The organism is Streptosporangium carneum (genome assembly GCF_027922005.1).
In the GTDB taxonomy this organism is placed as follows: Bacteria; Actinomycetota; Actinomycetes; order Streptosporangiales; family Streptosporangiaceae; genus Streptosporangium; species Streptosporangium carneum.
The window spans coordinates 101,237-124,004 of record NZ_BSEV01000002.1 but is presented as its reverse complement, the minus strand read 5'-3'; the positions used below and the strand labels follow the sequence as shown (position 1 = coordinate 124,004).

General features: G+C 68.9%; 21 protein-coding genes. 15 read left to right on the top strand and 6 right to left on the bottom strand.

All coding sequences use genetic code 11. The annotated features are described in order from the left end of the window. The first annotated feature begins 202 nt into the window (after positions 1 to 202). The 6 genes from PKF00_RS06590 (at position 203) to PKF00_RS06565 (ending at position 7,427) form a co-directional block, all read left to right on the top strand. On the top strand, positions 203 to 1,342 hold the full coding sequence (locus PKF00_RS06590) for a nucleotide disphospho-sugar-binding domain-containing protein (RefSeq protein ID WP_344927599.1): 1,140 nt from the start codon (positions 203 to 205) through the stop codon (positions 1,340 to 1,342). Between the two features lie 34 nt (positions 1,343 to 1,376). Beyond that, positions 1,377 to 2,783, top strand: coding sequence for an aminobutyraldehyde dehydrogenase (locus tag PKF00_RS06585; RefSeq protein WP_271216467.1), 1,407 nt, complete (start codon positions 1,377 to 1,379; stop codon positions 2,781 to 2,783). Positions 2,784 to 2,978: 195 nt separating this feature from the next. Continuing rightward, positions 2,979 to 6,041, top strand: a complete 3,063-nt coding sequence (locus PKF00_RS06580) for a sensor histidine kinase (protein WP_271216466.1) — start codon at positions 2,979 to 2,981, stop codon at positions 6,039 to 6,041. Then, complete coding sequence (locus tag PKF00_RS06575; protein ID WP_184713289.1) at positions 6,038 to 6,460, top strand: roadblock/LC7 domain-containing protein; 423 nt, start codon at positions 6,038 to 6,040, stop codon at positions 6,458 to 6,460. Before PKF00_RS06580 ends, PKF00_RS06575 begins: the two co-directional genes overlap by 4 nt. A 9-nt stretch (positions 6,461 to 6,469) precedes the next feature. After that, positions 6,470 to 6,880: a DUF742 domain-containing protein gene (locus PKF00_RS06570; protein WP_271216465.1), complete on the top strand. Its 411-nt coding sequence runs from the start codon at positions 6,470 to 6,472 to the stop codon at positions 6,878 to 6,880. Between the two features lie 7 nt (positions 6,881 to 6,887). Further along, complete coding sequence (locus tag PKF00_RS06565; RefSeq protein ID WP_271216464.1) at positions 6,888 to 7,427, top strand: GTP-binding protein; 540 nt, start codon at positions 6,888 to 6,890, stop codon at positions 7,425 to 7,427. Positions 7,428 to 7,514: 87 nt separating this feature from the next. On the opposite strand, the gene PKF00_RS06560 is transcribed toward PKF00_RS06565, so the two are convergent. The 5 genes from PKF00_RS06560 to PKF00_RS06540 all read right to left on the bottom strand — a co-directional run bounded on the left by PKF00_RS06560 (position 7,515) and on the right by PKF00_RS06540 (position 12,605). Next, on the bottom strand, positions 7,515 to 8,582 hold the full coding sequence (locus PKF00_RS06560; protein WP_271216463.1) for a nitrilase-related carbon-nitrogen hydrolase: 1,068 nt from the start codon (positions 8,580 to 8,582) through the stop codon (positions 7,515 to 7,517). Then, a complete protein-coding gene (locus tag PKF00_RS06555; RefSeq protein WP_271216462.1) occupies positions 8,579 to 9,562 on the bottom strand; it encodes an ABC transporter substrate-binding protein in 984 nt (327 codons plus the stop codon). Before PKF00_RS06555 ends, PKF00_RS06560 begins: the two co-directional genes overlap by 4 nt. Positions 9,563 to 10,167: 605 nt before the next feature. Beyond that, on the bottom strand, positions 10,168 to 10,950 hold the full coding sequence (locus PKF00_RS06550) for an ABC transporter ATP-binding protein (protein WP_271216461.1): 783 nt from the start codon (positions 10,948 to 10,950) through the stop codon (positions 10,168 to 10,170). A 9-nt stretch (positions 10,951 to 10,959) separates the two neighbouring features. Next, entirely contained in the window at positions 10,960 to 11,817 is an 858-nt protein-coding gene (locus PKF00_RS06545) for an ABC transporter permease (protein ID WP_271216460.1), read from the bottom strand. Next, positions 11,814 to 12,605 carry an ABC transporter permease gene (locus PKF00_RS06540; RefSeq protein WP_271216459.1) on the bottom strand — a complete coding sequence of 264 codons (792 nt, stop codon included), beginning with the start codon at positions 12,603 to 12,605 and terminating at the stop codon, positions 11,814 to 11,816. The genes PKF00_RS06545 and PKF00_RS06540 overlap by 4 nt, the downstream gene beginning before the upstream one ends. Positions 12,606 to 13,205: 600 nt before the next feature. Here PKF00_RS06540 and PKF00_RS06535 point away from each other — a divergent pair. From PKF00_RS06535 to ffh, 5 genes are all read left to right on the top strand, one after another. Then, complete coding sequence (locus tag PKF00_RS06535; protein WP_271216458.1) at positions 13,206 to 16,298, top strand: sensor histidine kinase; 3,093 nt, start codon at positions 13,206 to 13,208, stop codon at positions 16,296 to 16,298. A 46-nt stretch (positions 16,299 to 16,344) separates the two neighbouring features. Continuing rightward, the gene (locus PKF00_RS06530; RefSeq protein ID WP_197048434.1) at positions 16,345 to 16,758 is read left to right on the top strand and encodes a roadblock/LC7 domain-containing protein; all 414 of its coding nucleotides are present in this window, start codon (positions 16,345 to 16,347) and stop codon (positions 16,756 to 16,758) included. Positions 16,759 to 16,884: 126 nt separating this feature from the next. After that, positions 16,885 to 17,241 carry a DUF742 domain-containing protein gene (locus tag PKF00_RS06525; RefSeq protein WP_271216457.1) on the top strand — a complete coding sequence of 119 codons (357 nt, stop codon included), beginning with the start codon at positions 16,885 to 16,887 and terminating at the stop codon, positions 17,239 to 17,241. Between the two features lie 13 nt (positions 17,242 to 17,254). After that, a complete protein-coding gene (locus PKF00_RS06520) occupies positions 17,255 to 17,815 on the top strand; it encodes a GTP-binding protein (RefSeq protein ID WP_031158879.1) in 561 nt (186 codons plus the stop codon). A 207-nt stretch (positions 17,816 to 18,022) separates the two neighbouring features. After that, on the top strand, positions 18,023 to 19,585 hold the full coding sequence (ffh, locus tag PKF00_RS06515; RefSeq protein ID WP_271216456.1) for a signal recognition particle protein: 1,563 nt from the start codon (positions 18,023 to 18,025) through the stop codon (positions 19,583 to 19,585). Positions 19,586 to 19,828: 243 nt separating this feature from the next. Here ffh and PKF00_RS06510 read toward each other — a convergent pair whose 3' ends face one another. Beyond that, positions 19,829 to 20,140 carry a hypothetical protein gene (locus PKF00_RS06510; RefSeq protein WP_271216455.1) on the bottom strand — a complete coding sequence of 104 codons (312 nt, stop codon included), beginning with the start codon at positions 20,138 to 20,140 and terminating at the stop codon, positions 19,829 to 19,831. A gap of 269 nt (positions 20,141 to 20,409) precedes the next feature. On the opposite strand from PKF00_RS06510, the gene rpsP reads away from it, so the two are divergent. The 4 genes from rpsP (at position 20,410) to trmD (ending at position 22,563) form a co-directional block, all read left to right on the top strand. After that, positions 20,410 to 20,868, top strand: coding sequence for a 30S ribosomal protein S16 (gene rpsP, locus PKF00_RS06505; RefSeq protein WP_271216454.1), 459 nt, complete (start codon positions 20,410 to 20,412; stop codon positions 20,866 to 20,868). Position 20,869: 1 nt separating this feature from the next. Beyond that, positions 20,870 to 21,112 (top strand): RNA-binding protein, encoded by a 243-nt coding sequence (locus tag PKF00_RS06500; RefSeq protein ID WP_012888562.1) that lies wholly within the window; start codon positions 20,870 to 20,872, stop codon positions 21,110 to 21,112. A gap of 145 nt (positions 21,113 to 21,257) precedes the next feature. Continuing rightward, complete coding sequence (gene rimM, locus PKF00_RS06495; protein WP_271216453.1) at positions 21,258 to 21,773, top strand: ribosome maturation factor RimM; 516 nt, start codon at positions 21,258 to 21,260, stop codon at positions 21,771 to 21,773. A 1-nt stretch (position 21,774) separates the two neighbouring features. Then, positions 21,775 to 22,563, top strand: a complete 789-nt coding sequence (trmD, locus tag PKF00_RS06490) for a tRNA (guanosine(37)-N1)-methyltransferase TrmD (RefSeq protein ID WP_271216452.1) — start codon at positions 21,775 to 21,777, stop codon at positions 22,561 to 22,563. The last annotated feature ends 205 nt before the right edge of the window (positions 22,564 to 22,768 follow it).

Below are 22,768 nucleotides of genomic sequence, written 5' to 3'. Positions count from 1 at the left end.
TAGCGTTTTAGCTAGAGCAAGAATTGAATCACTCTTCAAGCCGCTTAACTCCCAGTCACATGGAGGCGTGATGTCCCTCACGATCCTGTTCATGCCGGAAAGTGCCTACGGACCGACGAACAACTGCATCGGCATCGGTGACATTCTTCGCAAGCGCGGTCATCGGGTTGTTTTCGCAGCTGAGGCCTCCTGGAAGGGGAAATTGACGGCCCTCGGATTCGAGGAGGACCTCGTCGACCTCGCGCCGCCGTCCGAAGAGGAGCAGGATCCGGGGCAGTTCTGGAAGGACTTCATCAGGGACACCGCGCCGGAATATCGCAAGTCGACTTCGGAGCAACTCGAGACGGTGACGAAGCCGATCTGGGAGGCGCTGGTCGACGGCGCGAAGTACTGCGAGCCGCAGTTGAAGGCGATTATCGAGCGTGTGCGGCCCGACGTGATCGTCGAGGACAACGTGATCACCTTCCCCGCGCTGCTCACCGCGGGCAGGCCGTTCGTGCGGATCGTCTCCTGCAACCCGCTCGAGGTGCGCGGTCAGGATGTGGCCCCGGTCTTCTCGGGCCTGCCCGCCGACGACCGCTCCGAGTGGGACGCCTTCCGCGCCGAGTACGACCGGACCCACCGTGAGCTGTGGACCGCCTTCAACGAGTGGGTCGTCGCGCAGGGCGCGGAGCCGCTGCCGGACCTGGACTTCATCCACCGGGGCGACCTGAACCTCTACGTCTTCCCCGAGATCGCCGACTACACCGACGCCAGGCCGCTGGACGACAGCTGGCACCGCCTCGACTCCTCGGTCAGGGAGACCGACGAGGGCTTCGAGCTGCCCGCGTCGCTCGCCGAGCGGGACGGCGCGCTGGTCTACTTCTCGCTCGGCTCGCTCGGCTCCGCGGATGTCTCGCTGATGCAGCGAGTCATCGACGTTCTGGGCACAACTCGGCATCGTTTTGTCGTCTCGAAGGGCCCGCTGCACGAGGAGATCAAGCTCGCGGACAACATGTGGGGCGCGGAGTTCCTTCCGCAGACCAAGGTCCTTCCGCTGGTCGACCTGGTCATCACCCACGGCGGCAACAACACCGTCACGGAGGCGCTGCACTTCGGCAAGCCGATGATCCTGTTGCCCCTTTTCTGGGATCAGTACGACAATGCGCAACGAGTCGCCGAGCTCGGCTACGGTGTGCGCCTGGCCACCTACTCGTTCACCGACGAGGAGTTGACCGGAGCGCTCGAGAGGTTGCTCGGTGACACCGAGCTCCGTGAACGTCTTGCCGCCGCGGGCGAGGAGATCCGCCGCCGTGACGGTCTGCGCAAGGCCGCCGACCTGATCGAGCGGGCCGGAGCCTGAGGGCTCCCAGCACCACCACGATGAAAGAAGTTCCATGGGCAAGTTGATCAACCCGGCGAGCGGTGAGCTCCTGCGGGAGGTGCCTGACACCCCGGTCGAGGAGGTGGGCGCCGCCGTACGGCGGGCGCGGGCCGCCTACGAGGAGTGGAGCCAGGCGACCCCGGCCGAGCGGGCCAGGGTGATGCTGCGCTTCGCCGATCTCGTCGAGGCCGACGCCGAGGAGCTCACCCGCCTCGAGGTGACGGAGACGGGTAAGCCCGCCGCGGTGTTCCGCGACGGCGAGCTGCCGTTCGCGGCCGACAACCTCCGCTTCTTCGCCGGGGCCGCCCGCTCGCTCGAGGGCACCGGGGCCGGGGTGCTCAGCTCCGGCTACACCTCGGTGCTGGTGCGCCGCCCCGTCGGTGTCGTCGGGTCCATCGCGCCCTGGAACTTCCCTCTCGTGATGGCCGTGTGGAAGCTCGGTCCCGCGCTCGCCGCAGGCAACGCGGTGGTCATCAAGCCCGCGCCGCAGACGCCGGGCACCACGCTCAGGCTGGCCGAGCTGTTCGCGAGGGCGGGCGCGCCGCAGGGCCTGCTCCAGGTCGTCCTCGGCGACGCCGAGGTCGGTGAGGCCCTGGTCACGGACCCGGGCGTGGACATGGTGAGCGTCACCGGTTCGACCGAGACGGGCCGCGCCGTCATGCGCGGTGCGGCGGGGTCCCTCAAGCGGGTCCACCTGGAGCTCGGCGGCAAGGCCCCCGCCCTGGTCTTCGGCGACGCCGACCTGGCGGAGATGGCCAGGGGCGTGGCGATGGGCGCGACCTACAACACCGGCCAGGACTGCACCGCGGCGACCCGTGTCTACATCTCCCGCGACGTGTACGACGAGGCCGTCGACGCGCTTCGCGCCACGCTCGAGAGGGTCAGGGTCGGCGACCCCTGGGACCCGGCGACGGACATCGGGCCGCTGATCTCCGCGGACCACCGGGCCCGCGTGCACGGCTTCGTCGAACGCTCGCTCGCCGAGGGGGCCTCCGTGCTCTGCGGCGGCTCCCCGATCGAGGGCCCTGGCTTCCGTTACCCGCCGACGCTGATCGTCGGGGCCCGTCAGGACAGCGAGATCGTTCAGGGCGAGCTTTTCGGACCCGTTCTTCTGGCCCTGCCCTTCGACGGCGAGGACGAGGCGGTACGGCTGGCCAACGACACCCCGTACGGCCTGGCCTCCTCGATCTGGTCCACGGACGTGGCGCGGGCACTGCGTGTCTCCCACCGGCTCGATGTGGGCGTGACCTGGGTGAACGACCATCTGCCGATCGCCTCGGAGGCCCCGCACGGCGGAGTCAAGGGCAGTGGCTTCGGTAAGGACATGAGTCAGGAGGCGGTCCAGGAGTACTCGGTGACCCGGCACTTGATGATCAAACACCAGGTCCCCGAGGCTAAAGAATCTTTCCGGCCATCATGAGTTTTGTTGTCAAATATCCCTTTTGGGGGGATTTGTCGGCACACACTCCATTCGAAGTGACATAAAGGATGTGCTCAAATTGCTACCGCCGTATCCAAAACCGGCGAGGGGTTACGTAGGCCAGTGATGACACAAGACCGCCGCAACCACCGTGTGTCAGCGGTGGGCAGTCGATTCCTGCCCTCGAACTGGCGCGTGCGTCCCCGACTGGTCGCGCTGATCCTGCTCCCCACGGCCGCGGCGGTGGTGCTGAGTGGACTCCAGCTCAACAGCTCCCTGAACAACGCCACGGAGTATCGCCAGACGGCCGAGGTCGCAGCGCTCGTCGACCAGCTCACCACCATCTCCTACGAGCTGGCGGACGAACGGGACCTCACCGCCTGGTACATCGCCGACAGACGCAGGCCCGCGCGACTGTCCAGGGTCAAGGACCTGCAGGGCCGGGTCGACCTGACCCGTACGAACGTGCTCACCGCGATCGACGCGCTGGGCGACGACCAGGACCCCCGCATCGTCGCGGAGGTCGCGCAGGTCCGCAACTGGCTGAACGGCCTGTTCAGCCTCCGGAAATCCCTCACCAGCGGCGACGTGCTTCCGCGAGCGGCCCTCGGCGTGTACTCGCGTATGATCGACGACTTCCTCACCCTGCACGACGACCTCGGCCGAAGCGCCCGCGACGAGCGGCTGATCGGTGACGTCCTCGCGCTCGGCGCGCTCACCCAGGCCAGGGAACAGGTCGCCAGGCAGCGAGGCATCCTCCTCGTCGCCCGGATCGAGGGACGTTTCGACTTCGACGACCCCGCCGACTTCCTCGGCGCCTACAAGAGCCAGCTCAGCGAGCAGGCCACCTTCCAGGCGACGGCGGCGCCGGCCGACGCCAAGCGCCTGAGCGACGTGCTCACCGACCCGAAGATCGCCAAGGCCGACTCCCTGCGAGCCCTGGTCATGTCGCGGATGCGTGAGAACCTGGGCCTGCCCAGGGAGATGGGCATGAACGCCTGGTACGACGCCGCCTCGGCTCTCGTGGACGGCATGAACGCCGTCGAGCGAAGCCTGGCCGCCTCGGTCGTCTCCCGCAGCCAGGAACTGCAGGCCGCGGAAGAGCGCAGCGCCATCATCACCGGTGCCACGATCCTCGTTCTGTTGATCATCATCCTGCTGGTCACCGCCTGGGTGGCGGGAACGCTGGTCCGCCCGCTGCGCAGCCTGCGGAGCGAGGCGCTCGAGGTGGCCAGCACCCGGCTGCCCGAGACCGTCCGCGTGCTGCGGGAGTCCACGGAGGCCGAACCGAACGTGGAGGTGGCCCCCATCGACGTGGCCGCCCGCGACGAGATCGGAGAAGTCGCCCGGGCCTTCGACGAGGTCCACCGCGAGGCCATCCGCCTGGCGGGCGACGAGGCCAAACTGCGGAACAACGTCAACGCGATGTTCGTCAACCTCTCCCGGCGCACCCAGTCGCTCGTGGAACGGCAGATCGACCTCATCGACGACCTGGAGCAGGGCGAGCAGGACGACTCCCGGCTGGCCAGCCTCTTCAAGCTGGACCACCTGGCCACCCGCATGCGCCGTAACTCCGAGAACCTCCTGGTCCTCGCGGGTCAGGAGCAGAGCCGCAGGTGGAGTGAGCCGGTCCCGCTGAGCGACGTCGTCCGCGCCTCGCTGTCCGAGGTCGAGAACTACGAGCGCGTGGGTCTGCGGGTCGAGTCGGGCACCCTGATCGTCGGCTCGGCCGTCAACGACATCGTCCACCTGATCGCGGAGCTCGTCGAGAACGCCATCTTCTTCTCGCCGCAGGACACCAAGATCATGGTGAGCAGCAACGCCAACGAGACGGGCGCCATCATCCTGGCGGTCACCGACTCGGGCATCGGCATGAGCGACGAGGAACTCGCCGAGGCCAACCGGCGTCTGGCCGAGCCTCCCGCGGTCGACCTGTCGGTCTCCCGCCGAATGGGCCTGTTCGTGGTCGGCCGGCTGGCCATGCGCCACGGCATCAGGGTCCAGCTCCGCCGTCCCGACACCGGCGGCCTGAGCGCCGTCGTTCTGCTTCCCGTGCAGGTGGTCGCCCAGTCGCCGCTCATGCCCCAGCTGGCCATGGCGGGGCAGAACGCCCCCTCCGTCCTGCCCGAGCACGACCCGTTCAGCGCGACGCCGAGCCCGAACCCGTTCGGGAGCGGCCCCTCGCACGGCGCCTCCAACGGGCTTCCCACCCGGTCGCCCGGGGGGCCGGGCGCACCGGTGCCGCCGCAGCCCTCGACCCCGTCCGTGGCGGACCTGTGGTCGACGCCGGTGGTCTCCGCCTCCGCGGTCGAGGACCTGTGGTCCTCGCCCCTGACGCCGACCGCGCCGCCGTCGTTCCCCGCCGAGCATCCGTCGTTCCCCGTCGGAGACCCGTCGTTCCCGACCGCCCAGCCGTCGTTCCCGGCGGAGAGGTCGTTCCAGTCCGACAGGTCCTTCCAGTCCGACAGGTCCTTCCCGGCGGAGACGTCCTTCCTGGGCCAGCCGCCGTTCCCGGCGGCGCAGCCCTCGTTCCCGGCCGAGCCGTCGTTCCCGGCGCAGCCTTCCTTCCCCGCGGCGCAGCCGTCCTACCCGGCGGAGCCGTCGTTCCCGGCCGGGCCGCCGAGGTCGACCGCGCAGCCGTCGTCCGCGCCGTCCTGGCCGGAGATGCCGCCGGTCGACCCGTGGGCGCCGCAGCGGCACGAGGCCCCGGACAACACCCAGGCCCTGCCCGCGGTCGAGGTCTCGCCGACGGAGCCGGAGCCGGAGGAGTTCCTGCCGATCTTCGCGGCGGTCGGGTCCGACTGGTTCCGCAGCAGCGCCTCCGCCGAGCTCGTGGCCGAACCCGAGGTCGAGCCCGAGCCGGAGGTCGAGGAGCCGACGAGCGGGCCCGGCCTGCTCGAGGACCCGCTTCACGACGACCCGCCGGTGCTGCCCATCCGGCGTCCGGGACGGCAGGGACCGCCCGCCGTCGAGAGGCAGCCGTGGAGCACCCCGGCCGACCAGGGCTGGGCCGCCGCCGAGGTCGCCAAGAAGCCGGTCGAGGGCGGCGTGACCGGGGCGGGCCTGCCCAAGCGGGTGCCCAAGGCCAACCTCGTCCCCGGAGCCGCCGCCTCGGCGCCGGCCGCTCCGGCTGCCCCGCTGCCTCCGATCTCGGCGGAGCGGGTGCGCAGTCGTCTGTCCAGTTTCCAGCAAGGCATTCGGCAGGGCCGCGCTGAGATGAACGAGCGGTTGAACGCCGCTGAGGGAGAGAACCAGTGAACCACCAACTCAGTCAGGCCGCCCGCGGCTTCAATTGGCTGATCACCGAGTTCGTCAAGGAGATGCCCGGCGTGGCCCACGCGGTGATCGTCTCCGCGGACGGCCTTCCGTTGGCCTACTCGCAGGGCTTCCCGAAGGACCGCGCCGACCAGCTCGCCGCGATCACGGCCGGTCTGATCAGTCTCACCCAGGGAGCCTCCCGGGTCTTCGAGGGCGGCCCCGTCGCCCAGACCGTGATCGAGATGCAGCGGGGTCTCCTGCTGACGATGTCGATCAGCGACGGCTCCGCGCTGGCCGTACTGGCCTCACCGGACTGTGACATGGGCCTGGTGGCCTACCAGATGACCATGCTGGCTGAGCGCGCGGGACAGGCGCTCACGCCTGCGCTGCGCGCAGAGTTGCAGTCGGCCCAGCGATAGGGAGGTGATATGGACGCACCAGGTTGGCGTGGTCAGGGGGAGGAACCCCCTGGCAGCACGCCTCAGGCCAAGAGCGGACGTAATCGTCTGATTCGTCCGTACGCTGTGACCGGGGGAAGAACAGCTCCCAGGATGCAGCTCGCGCTCGAGGCGCTGGTCTCCTCGGCGACGTTCGTGAGCGTGGACACCTCCACGCTCTCCACGGAGTACCAGGCGATCATCTCGTTGTCCCAGCAGGTACGCTCGGTCGCCGAGCTCTCTGCCCTGTTGCGCATGCCGTTGGGCGTGACCCGGGTGCTGATCGCGGACATGGCGGCCGAGGGCCTGGTGCAGATCCACCAGCCGTCGCTGGATGCCGGAACCGGAAAGCCGGATCTCAACTTGCTTGAAAGGGTGCTCAGTGGGCTTCGCAGGCTCTGACGCCGGTATGACGTCAACGAAGATCGTTGTCGCCGGAGGATTCGGTGTCGGCAAGACGACCTTCGTCGGCGCGGTCTCCGAGATCATGCCGCTGACCACGGAAGCGGTGATGACGGAGGCCAGTGCGGAGGTGGACGACCTCTCGCACATCCCGACCAAGCGGACCACCACGGTGGCCATGGACTTCGGCCGTGTCTCGCTGGACCGGGACCTGATCCTGTACCTGTTCGGTACGCCGGGTCAGCACCGGTTCTGGTTCATGTGGGACGACCTCGTGAAGGGCGCGATCGGTGCGATCGTGCTGGTCGACACCCGGCGGCTGGCCGACAGCTTCCCGGCGATCGACTACTTCGAGGAGGCCGGACTGCCGTTCGTCGTGGCGCTCAACGGCTTCGGCGGCACGCACATCCACGCCGAGGAGGAGGTGCGGGAAGCTCTGACGATCTCCCCGCACATCCCCGTCGTCCGGACCGACGCCCGTTCGCGTGACGCCGTGAAGTCGACCCTGATCACCCTGGTCGAGCACGTCCTCACGCTGCGCGTCTGACCCGTCGTGTCCCGGTGTGGGACCCACCCGAGGGTGGGCCCCACACCGGGCCGGCTTCACCGGCGAGCCGGCCCGGTTCTTCCGGTGCTACTTCTCGGGGCGGACCCAGATGCCGCGTTCGTGCATCAGCTCGATCTGCTTGTCGATGACCTCGGCGCGGAACTCCGCGTGGTTGTACGGCTTGCGGTCGAGGTAGAGGTTCTTCGGGTAGATCGGCTTGTCGTAGATGAGCTGGTACTGCTCGGTCTTGAGGTCCTTGATCCAGTTGTCCCACTGCGCGTTGGCGCGGAACCGGCGCAGCGCCTCGATGTCGATCGTGCCGGACACCCAGGAGGACGCGCCGCCGTAGTCGTGACGTCCGACGATCTGGCCCTTGTAGTCCACGACCATCGAGTGGCCGCCGAAGGTGTCGATCGGGATGTCGGACTCGGCGGACAGGTAGTAGGTCCCGACGTTGCACGCGATCAGGTAGCAGTTGTTGTCCAGCGCCCTGGCCTGGTTCTGGATCGCGTACAGCCCGTTGCCGACGTGCGGGTGCGGGTAGGGGCCCCGGTAGATGATCTCGGCGCCGTTCATCGCGAGGCCGCGGGCGTTCTCGGGATACGACGCCTCGTTGGCCATGAGGATGCCGATCCTGCCGATCGCGGTGTCGGCGACGGGGTAGAAGGCCTCGAGGGTCTTGCCGTACAGCTCGACCCAGCGGTCCCAGACGTCGTGCGGGGTCACCGAGTGCTCGACGGGAAGCAGCGGGACCGTCTTGTAGTGGGTGAGAACGATCTCGCCCTCGGGGTCGATCACCAGGCCGACGTTGAAGAAGCGCCCGGGGAACTCCGGGTGGAGGGCCTTGGCCTGGGCGATGATGTAGGTGTCCCACTGCCGGGCCAGCGCGCCGAGCCTGTCGGTCTCCGGACCGGGGACCTCGATCGCGCACTCCCGGGCGAAGTCCTCGTGGTCGATGTCGAGCACCTCGTCGTTGAACCCCTGGAGCGCGCCCTCGGGAATCGCGATCAGGCGCACGGGAAGGTCGAGGCTGGACAGCCAGGAGGCCGCCTTGACCAGGTGCTCGATGTGCTCGAGGTTCGTCTGGATCTCGTCCCGGTTGCGGACGCCGCGCATGGTGGGAACCAGGCCGACCGCCTGGTAGGCATCGATCACTTCTGTCCTGCCAGCAAGAGTGAGTTGACGTTGAACGGCTTCTGCAGATAGCCGTACTCGGACATGAGGTCGGAGACCCGCTGCAGTCGCACGGCGTTCGTCGTGATCGGATAGCCGGGGAGCTGCATGATCTCCGCTGTCTGGGCGTTGATCTTGGTGTACAGGGGGAGGACCTCGGCCACCGCCTTGCGGTCGCTCGCGGCGACCGACTGCGCCTTCAGCAGGGCCCGCTGGAAGGCGGCGACCGTCTTCGGGTTCTTGCTCGCGAAGTCGGCGGTGACGAAGTAGCCCGCGATCGGGAAGCTGTCGGTCGGCCCGGCCATGAGGTCGGTGACCTTCACCCCGCCGTCGGCGGCGGCGGCGCTGACGAACGGCTCGGGCAGGAAGGCCGCGGCGACCTGTCCCGTCTTGAGGGCCTGCCACATGTTGGGGAACGGGATCTCGGCGAATTCAATCTTGTCGCGGTCGAGGTCCAGACCGTGTACCTTCAGGGTCACGCTGGTGGTCAGCATCGCGACGTTGCGCTTGGTGTTGACGCCGATCGTCTTGCCCTTCAGGTCCTCGACCTTGGTGACGTTCGAGTTGGGCGCCGTCACCAGGACGAAGCTGCCGGGGGTCGCCACGGTGGCCTCGGCGACGACCTTCAGGTCGGCGACCTTCTGGGAGGCCGCGGTGAAGGCGGAGACGTAGTTGCTGTGCAGCACGTCGAAGCCGCCGCTCAGCAGCGAGGGGAGCGCGCTGCCGCCTCCGTCGATGATGGTGAACTTGACGTTCAGGCCCTCCGCCTTGAAGAAGCCCCGCTTGATGGCGATCTGCACCGGCGCCACTTCGGGCAGCGGCAGCATGCCGATGGTGAGGTCGGTCTTCTCAAGACCGTTCGCCGCGGCACTGGTCGCGGCCTTTCCACTGTTGCAGGCGGTGGCGAGAACCGAGAGCGCGGCGACGACGAGGCAGACGCGCGCTAATGGACGGAACCTCATATGTGGCTCCTCGGAGAGGTGGGGGATTTCGACATGGCTTGCACGTCCCGGAATCGGGGAGAAGAGATCAAGGAGCGATCGTAGATGCTCTCAAATCCGGCAGCAACCCTTAATGTCGGGTTTAGCGACAGTCCATAATTAATGTCCTTGTATGGCATGTTTTGATGGCGTTGCACTAGCTTTATCGGTTTGTCAATGTGTTGCATTGACGGAATTGAGGGGTGTGTGGGGAGTGAGTGCCGATTTCGGGCACTCCGGATTCGCCCTGAGAAGGTGGTGTGATCGGGTATTCGGATGGTTTCGGGTCACCGAAATGAGATGCGAGGCTTCCGTGACGGCGAGACGCTTTTCATTTGGGCCCATACAGGCTGACATGGAACGCCCTGCTGAACGGTGAGCGGCGCGACCGTTTATTGGAAGGTTTGTAACCATTTTAGGAAACGCTTCAGGGGAACGGCCGGGCGCCGGACCTCACGAGCCCGTGACCCCATGTCAGCGGCCGGGAGAGCCGCCGTGCCGGTCCCGTGCCGCTTTGAAGCGGGGTTCAAAAAAGGACGCCGGGGGCGAGGAGCTCGCGCCCGGCGTCCTGGTTCGGGACGGCGGCCTCAGGAGGCGGAGGCCGGAGAGGTCCGCATGCCGCGCACCAGACGGCCGACCTCCGCGCGCAGGCGCACGAAGTCGGGGTGCTCCCGCGTGTTGATCTGGTCGCGGGGGCCGGGAAGGTCGACCCGCAGGTCGCCGACGATCCTCGCCGGGGCCTTCGACAGCACGACGACGCGGTCGCCGACGTACACGCTTTCGTCGATGTCGTGGGTGATGAGCAGGATGGTCATGTTGTGGTGGCCGCGGACCCGCAGCGTCAGATCCTCCAGGTCCTCGCGGGTCTGGGCGTCGACGGAGCCGAACGGCTCGTCCATGAGCATCAGGGCGGGACGGTAGGCCAGGGCGCGCGCGATGGAGACCCGCTGCTGCATGCCGCCGGACAGCTCCCAGGGATACTTGTCCGCCGCGCCCGCCAGGCCGACCTGCTCCAGCGCCTCCATGGCGGAGCGTGCCCGCTGCTTTCTCCCCTCGCCCTTGCGTCGCAGCGGCAGGGAGATGTTGTCGGCGACCGACATCCAGGGAAACAGCGAGCGGCTGTAGTCCTGGAAGACGACGGCCAGGTCGTCGGGCGTCTGCGCCACGGGGGCGCCGTTGAGCACGACCTGGCCGCCGGTCGGGCGCAGCAGCCCCGCGATGGAGCGCAGCAGCGTGGACTTGCCGCACCCGGAAGGGCCGACGATGCACACCAGCTCGCCCTCGGAGACGTTCAGGTCGATGCCGCCCAGCGCGTTGTGGGCGGACGGTCCGCTGCCGTAGGTATGGGTCAGGTTGGAGATCTCAAGCACAGCAGGTCCTCAGGTTGTCTGCTTGGCGGCGCGGTGCCAGGACAGGACCCGCCGCTCGATCGCGAAGAAGGCCAGGTTCAGCACGTATCCGAGGAGGCCGAGCACCACGATGGCCCCCCACAGGGCCGGCGGGTCGAAAGCGCGCTCCGCGGCGCGGAGCTGGAAGCCGATCCCGTTCGTGCTGCCGACCAGCTCGGAGATGACCATGAGGATCAGGGCCAGGGACAGGCTGAGCCGCAGGCCCGCGAAGATCTTCGGCGTCGAGGAGGGGAGGATGACCCGCCACAGTCGCTGTCCCCACGACAGCCCGAAGACCCGCGCGGTCTCCATGTGCTGGCGGTCGACGTAACGGGCGCCGTCGACGGTGTTGAGCAGCACGGGCCAGATGACGCCGAACACGATCGTGGTCAGCTGCATCTGCGTGCCGATGCTCATCAGCGGGATGAGGAGCGGCAGAAGCATCGGCGGCGGAATCGCCCTGCCGAAATGGACGAGCGGGTCGACGAAGCGCGCCAGGAGCACCGAGCGGCCGAGCATGACGCCGAGCACGATCCCGGCGACCCCGGCGAGGGCCCATCCCGCGAACAGCCGGGCCAGGCTGGGCGGGAAGTTCTCGAGTGCGAGATCGCTCAGCCACAGGCGGCTCGCGGGGCCGTTGAGCCACATCTCCCGCATCTTGACCGCGATCGTCGTCGGCGAGGGGAAATAAGGGGTGTCCGCGGCGCGGGTCCCGATCTCCCACAGCACCAGCGCGACGGGGACCAGCCACAGGCGGGAGACGGCGCGCGCGACGCCGCGCAGACCTGAGGGGGAGCCTCCCGGGGACGTCCCGGAGCTCTTGGGGGAAGCGGGGGCGGAGTGTTTCACCCGGTCACCCCCGCGCGGGCGGTGTGCCAGCGGAACAGCCGCCGTTCGGCCCCGATGAACAGGCTGTTGGTGACGACGCCCAGGATTCCGGCCCACATGGTCGCGGCGATGATGAACTCCAGGCCGTCCGGGCTGCTTCCCGCCTTGATGACGTAGGCGCCGATGCCGTCCGAGCCGCCCGCGAGCAGCTCGGCGCTGATGGCCAGGATGAGGGCGATGCCGCCCGCGAGCCGTACTCCGGTGGCGATGAAGGGCGCGGTGCTGGGCAGTGAGACCCGCCACAGTACGGCCAGCGGCCCGAAGCCGAAGCTGCGCAGCGTCTCCTTGGCCACCGGGTCGACGTCCTGCAGGCCGTACATGGTGTTGATCAGAACGGGCCAGCAGGAGGCGTAGAAGATAACGGCGATCTTGAGGTCGAGCCGGTCGGGGAAGATCAGGATCGCCAGCGGGATGAGGGCGACGGAGGGGATCGGGCGCAGGAACTCGATCAGCGGCCGCACCGCCGTCTCCAGCCTGGGCAGGCTGCCGAGCAGCAGTCCGAGGGGGACCGTGACGGCCACCGTGAGCAGGAGGCCGAGCCCCCAGGCGGTCATGGTGGCTCCCACGTTGACGAGGAACTCCTCGTCGACGGCGAGTTCGGCGACCCGGGTCAGGATCGTCGAGGTCAGGGGGAGGACGGTCGGGTCGACGAGCTCCGCCCTGCCGGCCGCCTCCATGACGAGCAGCAGTCCCGCGACGCCGAGGGCGCCGCAGAGCACTCTGTTGCCGAGCACGGCCTGCCTGGTCATCCGACTGGCCCCCGGGGGGCCGTCCGGCTCGTGGGACCGAACCTCATGGGGTCTCCTTAGGGGCGTTTGACGTCCGGCCGGATCTCCTCGGAAGTCGTCGGCGACATGGGGACGACGTGGAGACGGTCCCCGAAAGCGCAGGATGGGGGCTCCCGGCCGTGAAGCAGCGTAGCGGAGGGGGCCAGCTTAATCATAAGTATTGGCCAATAGGGGTAAATCGGACAAATAAGTACTTTTGTTCATTGATTTTCGGTCGGGGTCTTGCCAATGGGATCGTTCCAGGCTTGTCTGGTGGAGGCGCGGCGACATGTCGGGAAAGTCGCATCACCGCACGGGATAAGGCCGTATAAATCTGCTCGGCGGGTGCCGAAGGGGCTGCCCGGTTGCGAGCGCCTAGTCCTGATTGCCCATAAGTTGCGACTTATGGGCTATTGGCCGAACTCTTCTGGCTATGCTCCAATAACCCTCGCCCCAAGGATGCATCCGCGTCACGTGAAGATCAGATGCATGACAGGATCCCCTCCAATCAGACAAACCGAGGAGAGGTAGCGGAGGCCAGTGAGGACAGCGTCAATCCCCAGCGAACGTGAATCCGGGCTGGTGGCTGCCCAGGTCTTCGGCGATTCCGAGACGCGGGAAGGCGGTCCGCCCCAGACCGCCGATCAGGAGAAAACCGGGAGAAACGGCAGCAGGTTCGCCTTCAGGAACTGGCGGGTGCGGTCACGGCTGATCGCGCTCATCGTCATTCCCACCACCGCTGCCGTCGTCCTCGGCGGGTTCCGCGTGGCCACCTCCGTCACCAGCGCCGCGCAGTACGAACAGGTCCGCGTGACCGCGGAGCTCTCCTCCAGTCTGAGCGGGCTGGTGCACGGCCTGCAGTTGGAGCGTGACCTCGCCGCCAGGTTCGTCGCCCAGGGACGCCCCAGAGGCGCCCGCACCAAGCTGGACGAGCAGTACGGCGTCGTCGACAGGATCGCCGTGGACGTGCGCGGCCGGCTCCGCGACGCCGTGGAGGGCGCCTTCGCCACCCGCGAGCGGGAGAGCATCGCGCAGATGAGCACCCGCCTCGACGAGCTCGCCACCGTGCGCAAGGCCGTCGTCAGCAGCTCGCTGCCCGCGCAGCCCGTCATCCAGACGTACTCACAGGCGATCAGCGACCTTCTGGCGCTCCACGGAAAGATCGTCCAGGTCGACGCGGACCAGAGCCTCAGCTCCGGCGCGGCCGCGTTCGCGGCTCTGGCCAGGGCCAAGGAACAGGCCTCCAGGGAGCGGGCGGAACTCGCCGTCGCACTGGCCAACAGGCAGTTCACCACCCAGGGCCTGGACGACTTCATCGTCGCCCGCGCGCAGCGCGACAGCGAGCTCGCCGCCTTCAGAGGAGAGGCCTCGCTGGAGCAGCGCCAGTTCTACGACGACACCGTCAGCGGCCAGAAGATCGACCGCGCGGAGTTCATCCGCCTCAGGGCGCTCGTCCTGGCCACGGCCCACGCCCCCCTGGTCGGCGTCAACGCCGCCAACACCGGCGCGGGCGACCAGACCCAGTGGTTCGACGCCTCGACCGTCATCATCGACAAGATGCGCACGGTGGAGAAAACGATCTCCGACGAGGTCATCACGCAGAGCCGTACGCTCCAGGAGGGCGAGCAGCGTGGAGCGCTGTTCGCCGCGGTGGCGAGCGCCCTGCTGCTCGTCCTGGTCCTGATCATCACCACGATCATGGCGCGCTCGCTGGTCAGGCCGCTGCGCAGGCTCCGCACCGAGGCGCTGTCCATCGCGGGACAGCGTCTGCCGGAAACCGTCCAGGCCCTGCGGGAGAGCGGGGACGCGGAGACGGCCGAGGTGCTGCCCATCGGCGTCAACTCCGACGACGAGATCGGCGAGGTCGCGCGCGCCTTCGACGAGGTCCACCGCGAGGCCATCCGCCTCGCCGGCGACGAGGCCCGGCTGCGGAGCAACGTCAACGCGATGTTCGTCAACCTCTCCAGGCGCAGCCAGACCCTGGTGGAACGCCAGCTCTCGCTGATCGAGAGCCTGGAGCAGGGCGAGCAGGACGAGCACCGGCTCGGCAACCTGTTCCGTCTCGACCACCTCGCCACCCGCATGCGCCGCAACAGCGAGAACCTCCTGGTCCTCGCCGGGCAGGAGCCCGCGCGCCGGTGGAGCCAGCCCATCCCGATCATCGACGTGGTCCGCGCCTCGCTGTCCGAGGTCGAGAACTACGAACGGGTCACCCTGCAGCTGTCCGCGGGCGTGTCCGTGGTCGGCACCTCCGTCAACGACGTCGTGCACCTCATCGCCGAGCTCGTGGAGAACGCGATCTCCTTCTCTCCGAAGGAGACGAAGGTCCTCGTGTCCAGCAACCGCATCGACGGCGGCGGCGTGATGGTCTCGGTCACCGACGTCGGCATCGGCATGACCGCCGACGAGCTCACGCAGGCGAACTGGCGGCTGGCCAACCCGCCGGTGGTCGACGTGTCGGTGTCCCGCAGAATGGGCCTGTTCGTGGTCGGCCGCCTCGCCCTGCGGCACGGTATCCGTGTGCAGCTCAGGCAGCAGGACAGCGGCGGCCTGACCGCCATGGTCCTGATCCCGGAGAACCTGCTCTCCGCGGCGGACTCCCGCCAGGCGCCCGTCACCCAGGGCGGCGGCGACTGGGCGGCGACCATGGGCCCGGAGGACCGGGCCGCGACGGACCGGCCGCCCGTGCTGGCCAGCCCCACCTCGCTCGACCCCGCGCAGGCCGCGTTCGCCTCCTTCGAGGCCGCCCAGCAGGCCTTCAACGCCTTCGACCTGAGGCAGCAGTTCGCCTCCTTCGAGACGCGGCACGCCCCCGGTGACGGCCGGCCGCCGGTCGACGGCTCCTGGCCCGCCGCCCACGTGCCGCCGCAGGGCGGCAGCCCCAGCTGGTCGACCACCTCCTCCCAGGCGGACACCGGCGTGTGGCCCGGTCTTCCCGTCCGCGGCGGAGACTCGGCCGACTGGCCGAACTCCTCCCAGACGAACCAGATGAACACCGGCGTGTGGCCCGACGCCCCCGTGCGCGGCGGCGACTCCGGGGTCTGGACGAGCATGCCCGCCCGCGACGGCGACTCGGGGATCTGGCCGAGCGCGCCCGCCGGCGACTCGGGAGTGTGGCCGCCCCCGCTCGGGAACGGCCCCTTCGACAGCCGCGCGTTCGACGCCGCGGACAGCACGGGCCCGCTGCCTGTCGTCCCCGAGTCCTCGCTCATGGAGGAGGCGAAGGAGGAGTTCCTGCCGATCTTCGCCGCCGTCGAGTCCGACTGGTTCAGGAAGGTCGACCCCGCCGCCCCGGCCCAGGAGGGACAGGGCGAGCCCGGCGTCGACGACACGCCCCCGGCGACCCCGGCCCCCGACATCTGGTCCTCGCCCGCGGACGTCGGCTGGCAGGCGGCACGGGCGGCGAGCGAACCCACACTCGGCGGGATGACCGGCTCCGGGCTGCCGAAGCGCGTGCCGAAGGCGAACCTCGTGCCCGGCACGGCCGCGCCCGACCCGACGGCCTCCCAGCCCTCCATGTTCAGACCCGCGATCTCCCCGGAAGCGGTGCGCAGCCGTCTGTCGAGCTTCCAGCAGGGAGTACGGCAGGGCCGCGCGGTGGTGCGAGGCGAAGTCGGCGACGGGCAGCCGTATCCCGACTTCGGCCGGGACGTTGAAGGAAAAGAGGACCGATGAGCGATCTCATCACGGTCGCCAAGGAGGATGACAACACGTGCGCGAAATGAGCCAGGCCGCTCGGGGGGTCAACTGGCTGATCACCGACTTTGTGAACAACGTCCCAGGCGTGGCTCACACAGTCGTTGTGTCGGCTGACGGTCTGCCGTTGGCGTATTCCGACGGATTTCCCCGGGACAGAGCCGACCAGCTGGCGGCGGTCGCCGCCGGGCTGATCAGCCTGACCCAGGGCGCCTCCAGGGTCTTCGAGGGCGGAGCGGTCACCCAGACGGTGGTGGAGATGCAGCGCGGGCTGCTCCTCATCATGTCGATCAGTGACGGCTCCTGCCTGGCCGTACTGGCCGCGGCCGACTGTGACATGGGCCTGGTGGCCTACCAGATGACCCTGCTTGTCGAACGAGCGGGCCAGGTGTTGACACCGGCTGTCCGCGCCGAACTCCAGGCCTCCCACCCCCGGTGATGGCGATGAGCATAGGAGGATGCCGTGGCAGGCCGCGGCTGGACGGGTGAAGGGGACCCGCTGGGCGGGTCCCCTTACCAGTCGATGGACGACCCCCACCGGCAACAGGGCGGTCCTTCACATTTCATGCAACCGGAACCCGCGGAGCAGAGCTCCCTGGTCCGGCCGTATGCCATGACCGGGGGGCGCACCGCCCCCCGGACCCAGCTCGCCATGGAGGCACTGGTCTCCTCGGCGACGTCCGTACATCACGATCTATCCACCCGCACGCCGGAGTATCAGGCCATCAGCGTCCTGTGCCGGCAAGTGCGTTCGGTCGCTGAGATCTCCGCGATGCTCCGCATCCCGCTCGGCGTTACCCGGATCCTGGTCGCGGACATGGCGGCCGAGGGTCTGGTCCAACTGCATCAGCCGCAGCTGGACGCGGGCAAGCCGGATCTCAACCTGCTGGAAAGGGTGCTCAGTGGACTTCGCAGGCTCTAGCCGCGGCGGCGGCCTGACATCGACGAAGATCGTCGTCGCCGGTGGATTCGGTGTGGGTAAGACCACGTTCGTGGGAGCGGTCTCCGAGATCCTGCCGCTGACCACGGAGGCGGTGATGACCGACGCCAGCGCCGGCATCGACGACCTCGGTCTCACCCCGAACAAGACGACCACGACGGTCGCCATGGACTTCGGGCGGGTCTCGCTGGACCGGGACCTGATCCTGTACCTGTTCGGCACGCCGGGCCAGCACCGCTTCTGGTTCATGTGGGACGACCTCGTCCGCGGCGCCATCGGCGCGATCGTGCTGGTCGACACCCGGCGCCTGGCCGACAGCTTCCCGGCGATCGACTACTTCGAGGAGGCCAAGCTCCCCTTCGTGGTCGCGGTCAACGGCTGGGACGGCACCTACCTGCACGGCGAGGAGGAGGTGCGGGAGGCGCTCACGCTGGCGCCGCACATCCCGATCTCACGCACGGACGCGCGCTCTCGCGACGCGGTGAAGGCGACGCTCATCACCCTGGTCGAGCACGCGCTCACCATGCGGATGGCCGTTCCCGGGTGGGGCCGCTAGACCCCCGTCCGCAGGATTCCCCCACGATTTCCCCCGCCCGTCGCGGTCGCCGGGACGGCGTCTCCTCACGTCGTCCCCCCACCCGGACGACCCGCGGCGGAGGGCAGATCCGCGACGGGGCGGACCGCAGGGGCGCTGTTCGCCCCTCCCAGCGGATAGGCTGGGATGTCGAGTCGCAGACCTGTAGCGCAGAGGCTGGCCAATCACGTGTTCGAGACGCTTTCCGACCGGCTGACATCGGTCTTCTCCTCCCTCCGTTCCAAGGGTCGGCTGTCCGAGGCCGACATCGACGCCACCTGCCGCGAGATCCGCATCGCGCTGCTCGAAGCCGACGTCGCGCTTCCGGTGGTCAGGACGTTCGTGGCCCAGGTCAAGGAGCGCGCTCGCGGGGCCGAGGTCTCCCAGGCGCTGAACCCGGCACAGCAGGTCGTCAAGATCGTCAATGACGAGCTGGTCGAGATCCTCGGCGGCGAGACCCGGCGGCTTCGCTACGCGAAGAACCCGCCGACCGTCATCATGCTCGCGGGCCTCCAGGGCGCGGGCAAGACCACGCTGGCGGGCAAGCTCGCCCGCTGGCTGCGTGAGCAGAACCACACCCCGCTGCTGGTCGCCGCCGACCTCCAGCGCCCCAACGCCGTCCAGCAGCTGTCGGTCGTGGCCGAGCGGGCGGGCGTCGCGGTCTACGCCCCCGAGCCGGGCAACGGCGTCGGCGACCCGATCGCCGTCGCCCGCCAGTCGGTCGACCACGCCAAGCGTCAGCAGCACGACATCGTCATCATCGACACCGCGGGCCGCCTGGGCATCGACCAGGAGCTGATGAAGCAGGCCGCCGACATCCGCGACGCGGTCTCGCCCGACGAGGTCCTGTTCGTCGTCGACGCGATGATCGGTCAGGACGCCGTCTCCACGGCCCAGGCCTTCATGGAGGGCGTCGGCTTCGACGGCGTCGTGCTCACCAAGCTCGACGGCGACGCCCGAGGCGGCGCGGCCCTGTCGGTCCGCCACATCACCGGCAAGCCGATCATGTTCGCGTCCACGGGTGAGAAGCTCGAGGACTTCGACGCCTTCCACCCTGACCGGATGGCCTCCCGCATCCTCGACATGGGTGACATCCTCACCCTGATCGAGCAGGCGCAGAAGACCTTCGACGAGCAGGAAGCCGCCAAGATGGCGGGCAAGCTCACCTCGGGCGAGGGCTTCACGCTCGAAGACTTCCTCGAGCAGATGATGATGGTCCGCAAGATGGGGCCGATCAAGAACCTGCTCGGCATGATGCCCGGAATGGGGCAGATGCGTGACCAGCTCAACCAGGTCGACGACCGTGACCTGGACCGTGTCGCCGCCATCATCCGTTCGATGACCCCGGGCGAGCGCCAGAACCCGAAGATGATCGACGGTTCTCGCCGCGCCCGCATCGCCAAGGGCTCCGGCGTGACGGTGACCGAGGTCAACAACCTCGTCGTCCGCTTCTTCGACGCCCAGAAGATGATGAAGCGCATGGCGGGCGGCCTGGGCATCCCGGGCATGCCCGGCGGACGCAAGGGCGGGAAGGCGGCCCAGAAGAAGGCGGCGAAGGGCCGCAGGGTCAGCGGAGACCCGCGCAAGGCGGCACTCGGCAAGGGCGCGTCCAGCGCGGCCGACGCCCCCGACGGCGCCGCTCCCCACGCGGGAGGCGCCCTCGGCAGGCTGGGAGCGGGTCAGCTTCCGCCCGGCCTTGAGCTGCCGCCGGGCTTCGACCCCTCGAAGTTCAAGCTGCCAGGCCAGAAGTGAGCGATGACGGGAACGGCAGATTCAACCGGCGAGCCCGGTGGATCTGGCTGATCATCATGGTGGGCTTCATCATCATGACGACCCTGGAGCTGCTGGGCGTGCGGCCCAAGTAACCCGTGGGCCAGGCTCCGGCGGCCGGAGAACGAAGTGAGGGGTGGCGGGGATCCGCCACCCCTTTTTCTTCTCGTCTTTCTTCTCGCCGCCCCGACGCCTGCCCCGCGAGGGGCTCAGCCCGCGAGGGGCTCAGCCCGTGGGCGGCGGTGGGCCGCCGACCGGCACGGACAGCATCCGCAGCAGCGACGCCAGCACCGGGGACACCCCGCCGGGGCCGGCGTCGCCGGGGACGGGAAGGAGATCGCCGCCGGGGGCGGGCAGGCCGGGGGCAGGCAGGAGGACGTCGCCGGTGGGGGCGGAGACCCTTCCCGCCTCGGGCCCGATCCCTTCCGTCGGGGTGAAGCCGCCGGTCGCGGCCGTCGCCCTCAGGGCGAGCGCGGCGCCGAGCACGGCGACGGATCCGATCGCGACCGGCAGCAGAGATCTCAGGGTGGTTGCCACGGCGGCCAATTAGCCCAGCGGAGCGAGTCGTTCCGCGTGCCGGACACACGCCCATTGCCGAGATTTGCCCTGCGCCTGCCGTACGGAATGGGGCGTGATTGGCCGGGCACCCCCGTGCGTCTGGCACAATGACATGTTGGAACACCGTGACCACGTGGGTGCCCTCTCACCCCCGCGTGCCGCGCCTGTCCCTTGAACGGTCCTCTCCTCGTAACCCCACTCGATGAGACGCCGCTCACCCACGCTCTAATGCAGGAGAGACCACACCAGTGGCAGTCAAGATCAAGCTCAAGCGGCTCGGCATGATCCGCAACCCGCAGTACCGCATCGTCATCGCCGACAGCCGCACCAAGCGTGACGGCCGGGCGATCGAGGAGATCGGCCTGTACCACCCGAAGGAGAACCCCTCGCGCATCGAGGTCGACTCCGAGCGGGCGGCCTACTGGCTGGGTGTCGGCGCGCAGCCGACCGAGCCCGTCCTGAAGCTCCTCAAGCTCACCGGCGACTGGCAGAAGTTCAAGGGCGAGGCCGCTCCGGCCCCGCTCAAGGTGGCCGAGCCCAAGGCCGACCGTCACGCCGCCTACGAGGCCGCGGCCAAGGAGACGCTGTCCCTGGACAACGCCACCACGCCGAAGAAGTCGGCCAAGAAGGCAGTGAAGGCCGACGAGCCCGCCGCCGAGGCCCAGGCCGAGCCGGTCGCGGAGGAGAAGCCGGAAGGCGAGGCCTGAGGTGCTCGAGGAGGCCCTCGAGCACCTGGTGAAGGGCATCGTCGAACACCCCGACGAGGTCCAGGTTCACGCTCGCCGCATTCGCAGCGGACGTGTGCTTGAGGTCCGGGTCCACCCCGAGGACCTCGGCAAGGTCATCGGCCGTGGCGGCCGTACGGCCAAGGCGCTCCGCACCGTCGTGAACGCTCTGGGCGACGGCAAGTACGTCCGGGTCGACCTGCTCGACCTGAACGAGGCCCGCTAGAGCCTGTTCCACAGGTCTTCGCCGTAGGCGGGAGATCCGGGGACGAGCCCTTGGCCGACACGAGAGTTATCGAGTGAACGGGTCATCCACGCAGCGTGGGTGGCCCGTTCGCTTTCCCGACACACGACTATCTTGGGAGGCGGGCGTGCAGCTTGTCGTAGGCCGGATCGGCCGTCCCCACGGACTTCGCGGTGAGGTGTCCGTCGAGGTTCGCACCGACGACCCCGACCGGCGTTTCGCCCCCGGATCGGCGATCGCCACCGACCCCGCGTCCACCGGCCCTCTCGTCGTCGAGTCCAGGCGCTGGCATTCGGGGATCCTGCTGGTCAGGTTCGAGGGCGTGGGCGACCGTGACCGTGCGGAGGCTCTCAGAGGCACCATGCTCGTCATCGACTCGGCGGACATCCCTCCGTCGGAGGACCCCGACGAGTTCTACGACCACCAGCTCATCGGCCTGGCCGTGGTCACCCCCGACGGCGAACGGGTGGGCGAGGTGTCCGACGTGCTCCACCACGGTCAGGACCTGCTCGTCGTGCGGCGCGGCCGGAAAGAGGTCTACGTGCCGTTCGTCAAGGCGCTGGTCCCCGTGATCGACCTGGAGCGGGGCATCCTCGTCGTGGACGGGCCCGAGGGCCTGCTCGACCCGGACGCGGCAGTCTGACATGCGCGTCGACGTCATCTCGATCTTCCCCGAGTACTTCGCCCCGCTCGACGTCTCGCTCATCGGCAAGGCCCGTGAACGCGGCATCCTGGACGTCCACCTCCACCAGCTCCGCGACTGGGCCCACGACGTCCACCGCACCGTGGACGACACCCCCTACGGCGGCGGCCCGGGCATGGTCATGAAACCGGACCCGTGGGGAGAGGCCATCGACGCCGTCCTCGACGCCGACCCGACCACACGGCCCAGGATCATCGTGCCGACCCCGAGCGGGGTGCCCTTCACCCAGCGGCTCGCGATGGAGTACGCCGCGGAGCCGTGGCTGCTGTTCACCCCCGCCCGCTACGAGGGCATCGACTCCAGGGTCATGGCCGAGTACGGCTCGCGGACGCGCGTCGACGAGGTCAGCGTCGGCGACTACGTGCTGGCGGGCGGCGAGGTTGCGGTGCTGGTGATGGTCGAGGCCGTCGGGCGGCTGCTGCCCGGCGTGCTCGGCAACGCCCGCTCGGCCGTGGACGACTCGTTCGCCCCCGGGGCGATGGAGAATCTGCTGGAGGGCCCCGTCTACACCAAGCCCCCCGAGTGGCGGGGGCACGAGGTCCCCGAGGTCCTGCTCTCCGGGCACCACGGCAGGATCGCCAGGTGGCGGCGGGACGAGGCGCTGCGCCGTACCGCGAAGAACCGGGGCGAGCTGCTGGCCGCGCTCGATCCGGAGAGCCTGGACAAGCACGACCGGAAGCTCCTGGCCGAACTCGACCTTCCGGCCGATTCGGCGTCGGGGGACGGCTGACCGGCGTCGCGGGGCCGCCTCGAACGGCCTCGCCGGCCCTGTCGGCCCTGTCGGCTTCGTGGGGCTGAGCGGTTCGTTCGGCGCTCAGGCGGGAGCCTGGCGGGCGCTGTCAGAGGCCGGCCGGTGCGGTCTGACGCGTTGATTTCCGGTCAGTCGTGAAAATATGGCAGACTGAAGCGTTGCCGCTTACTGTCCACGGGTTGGC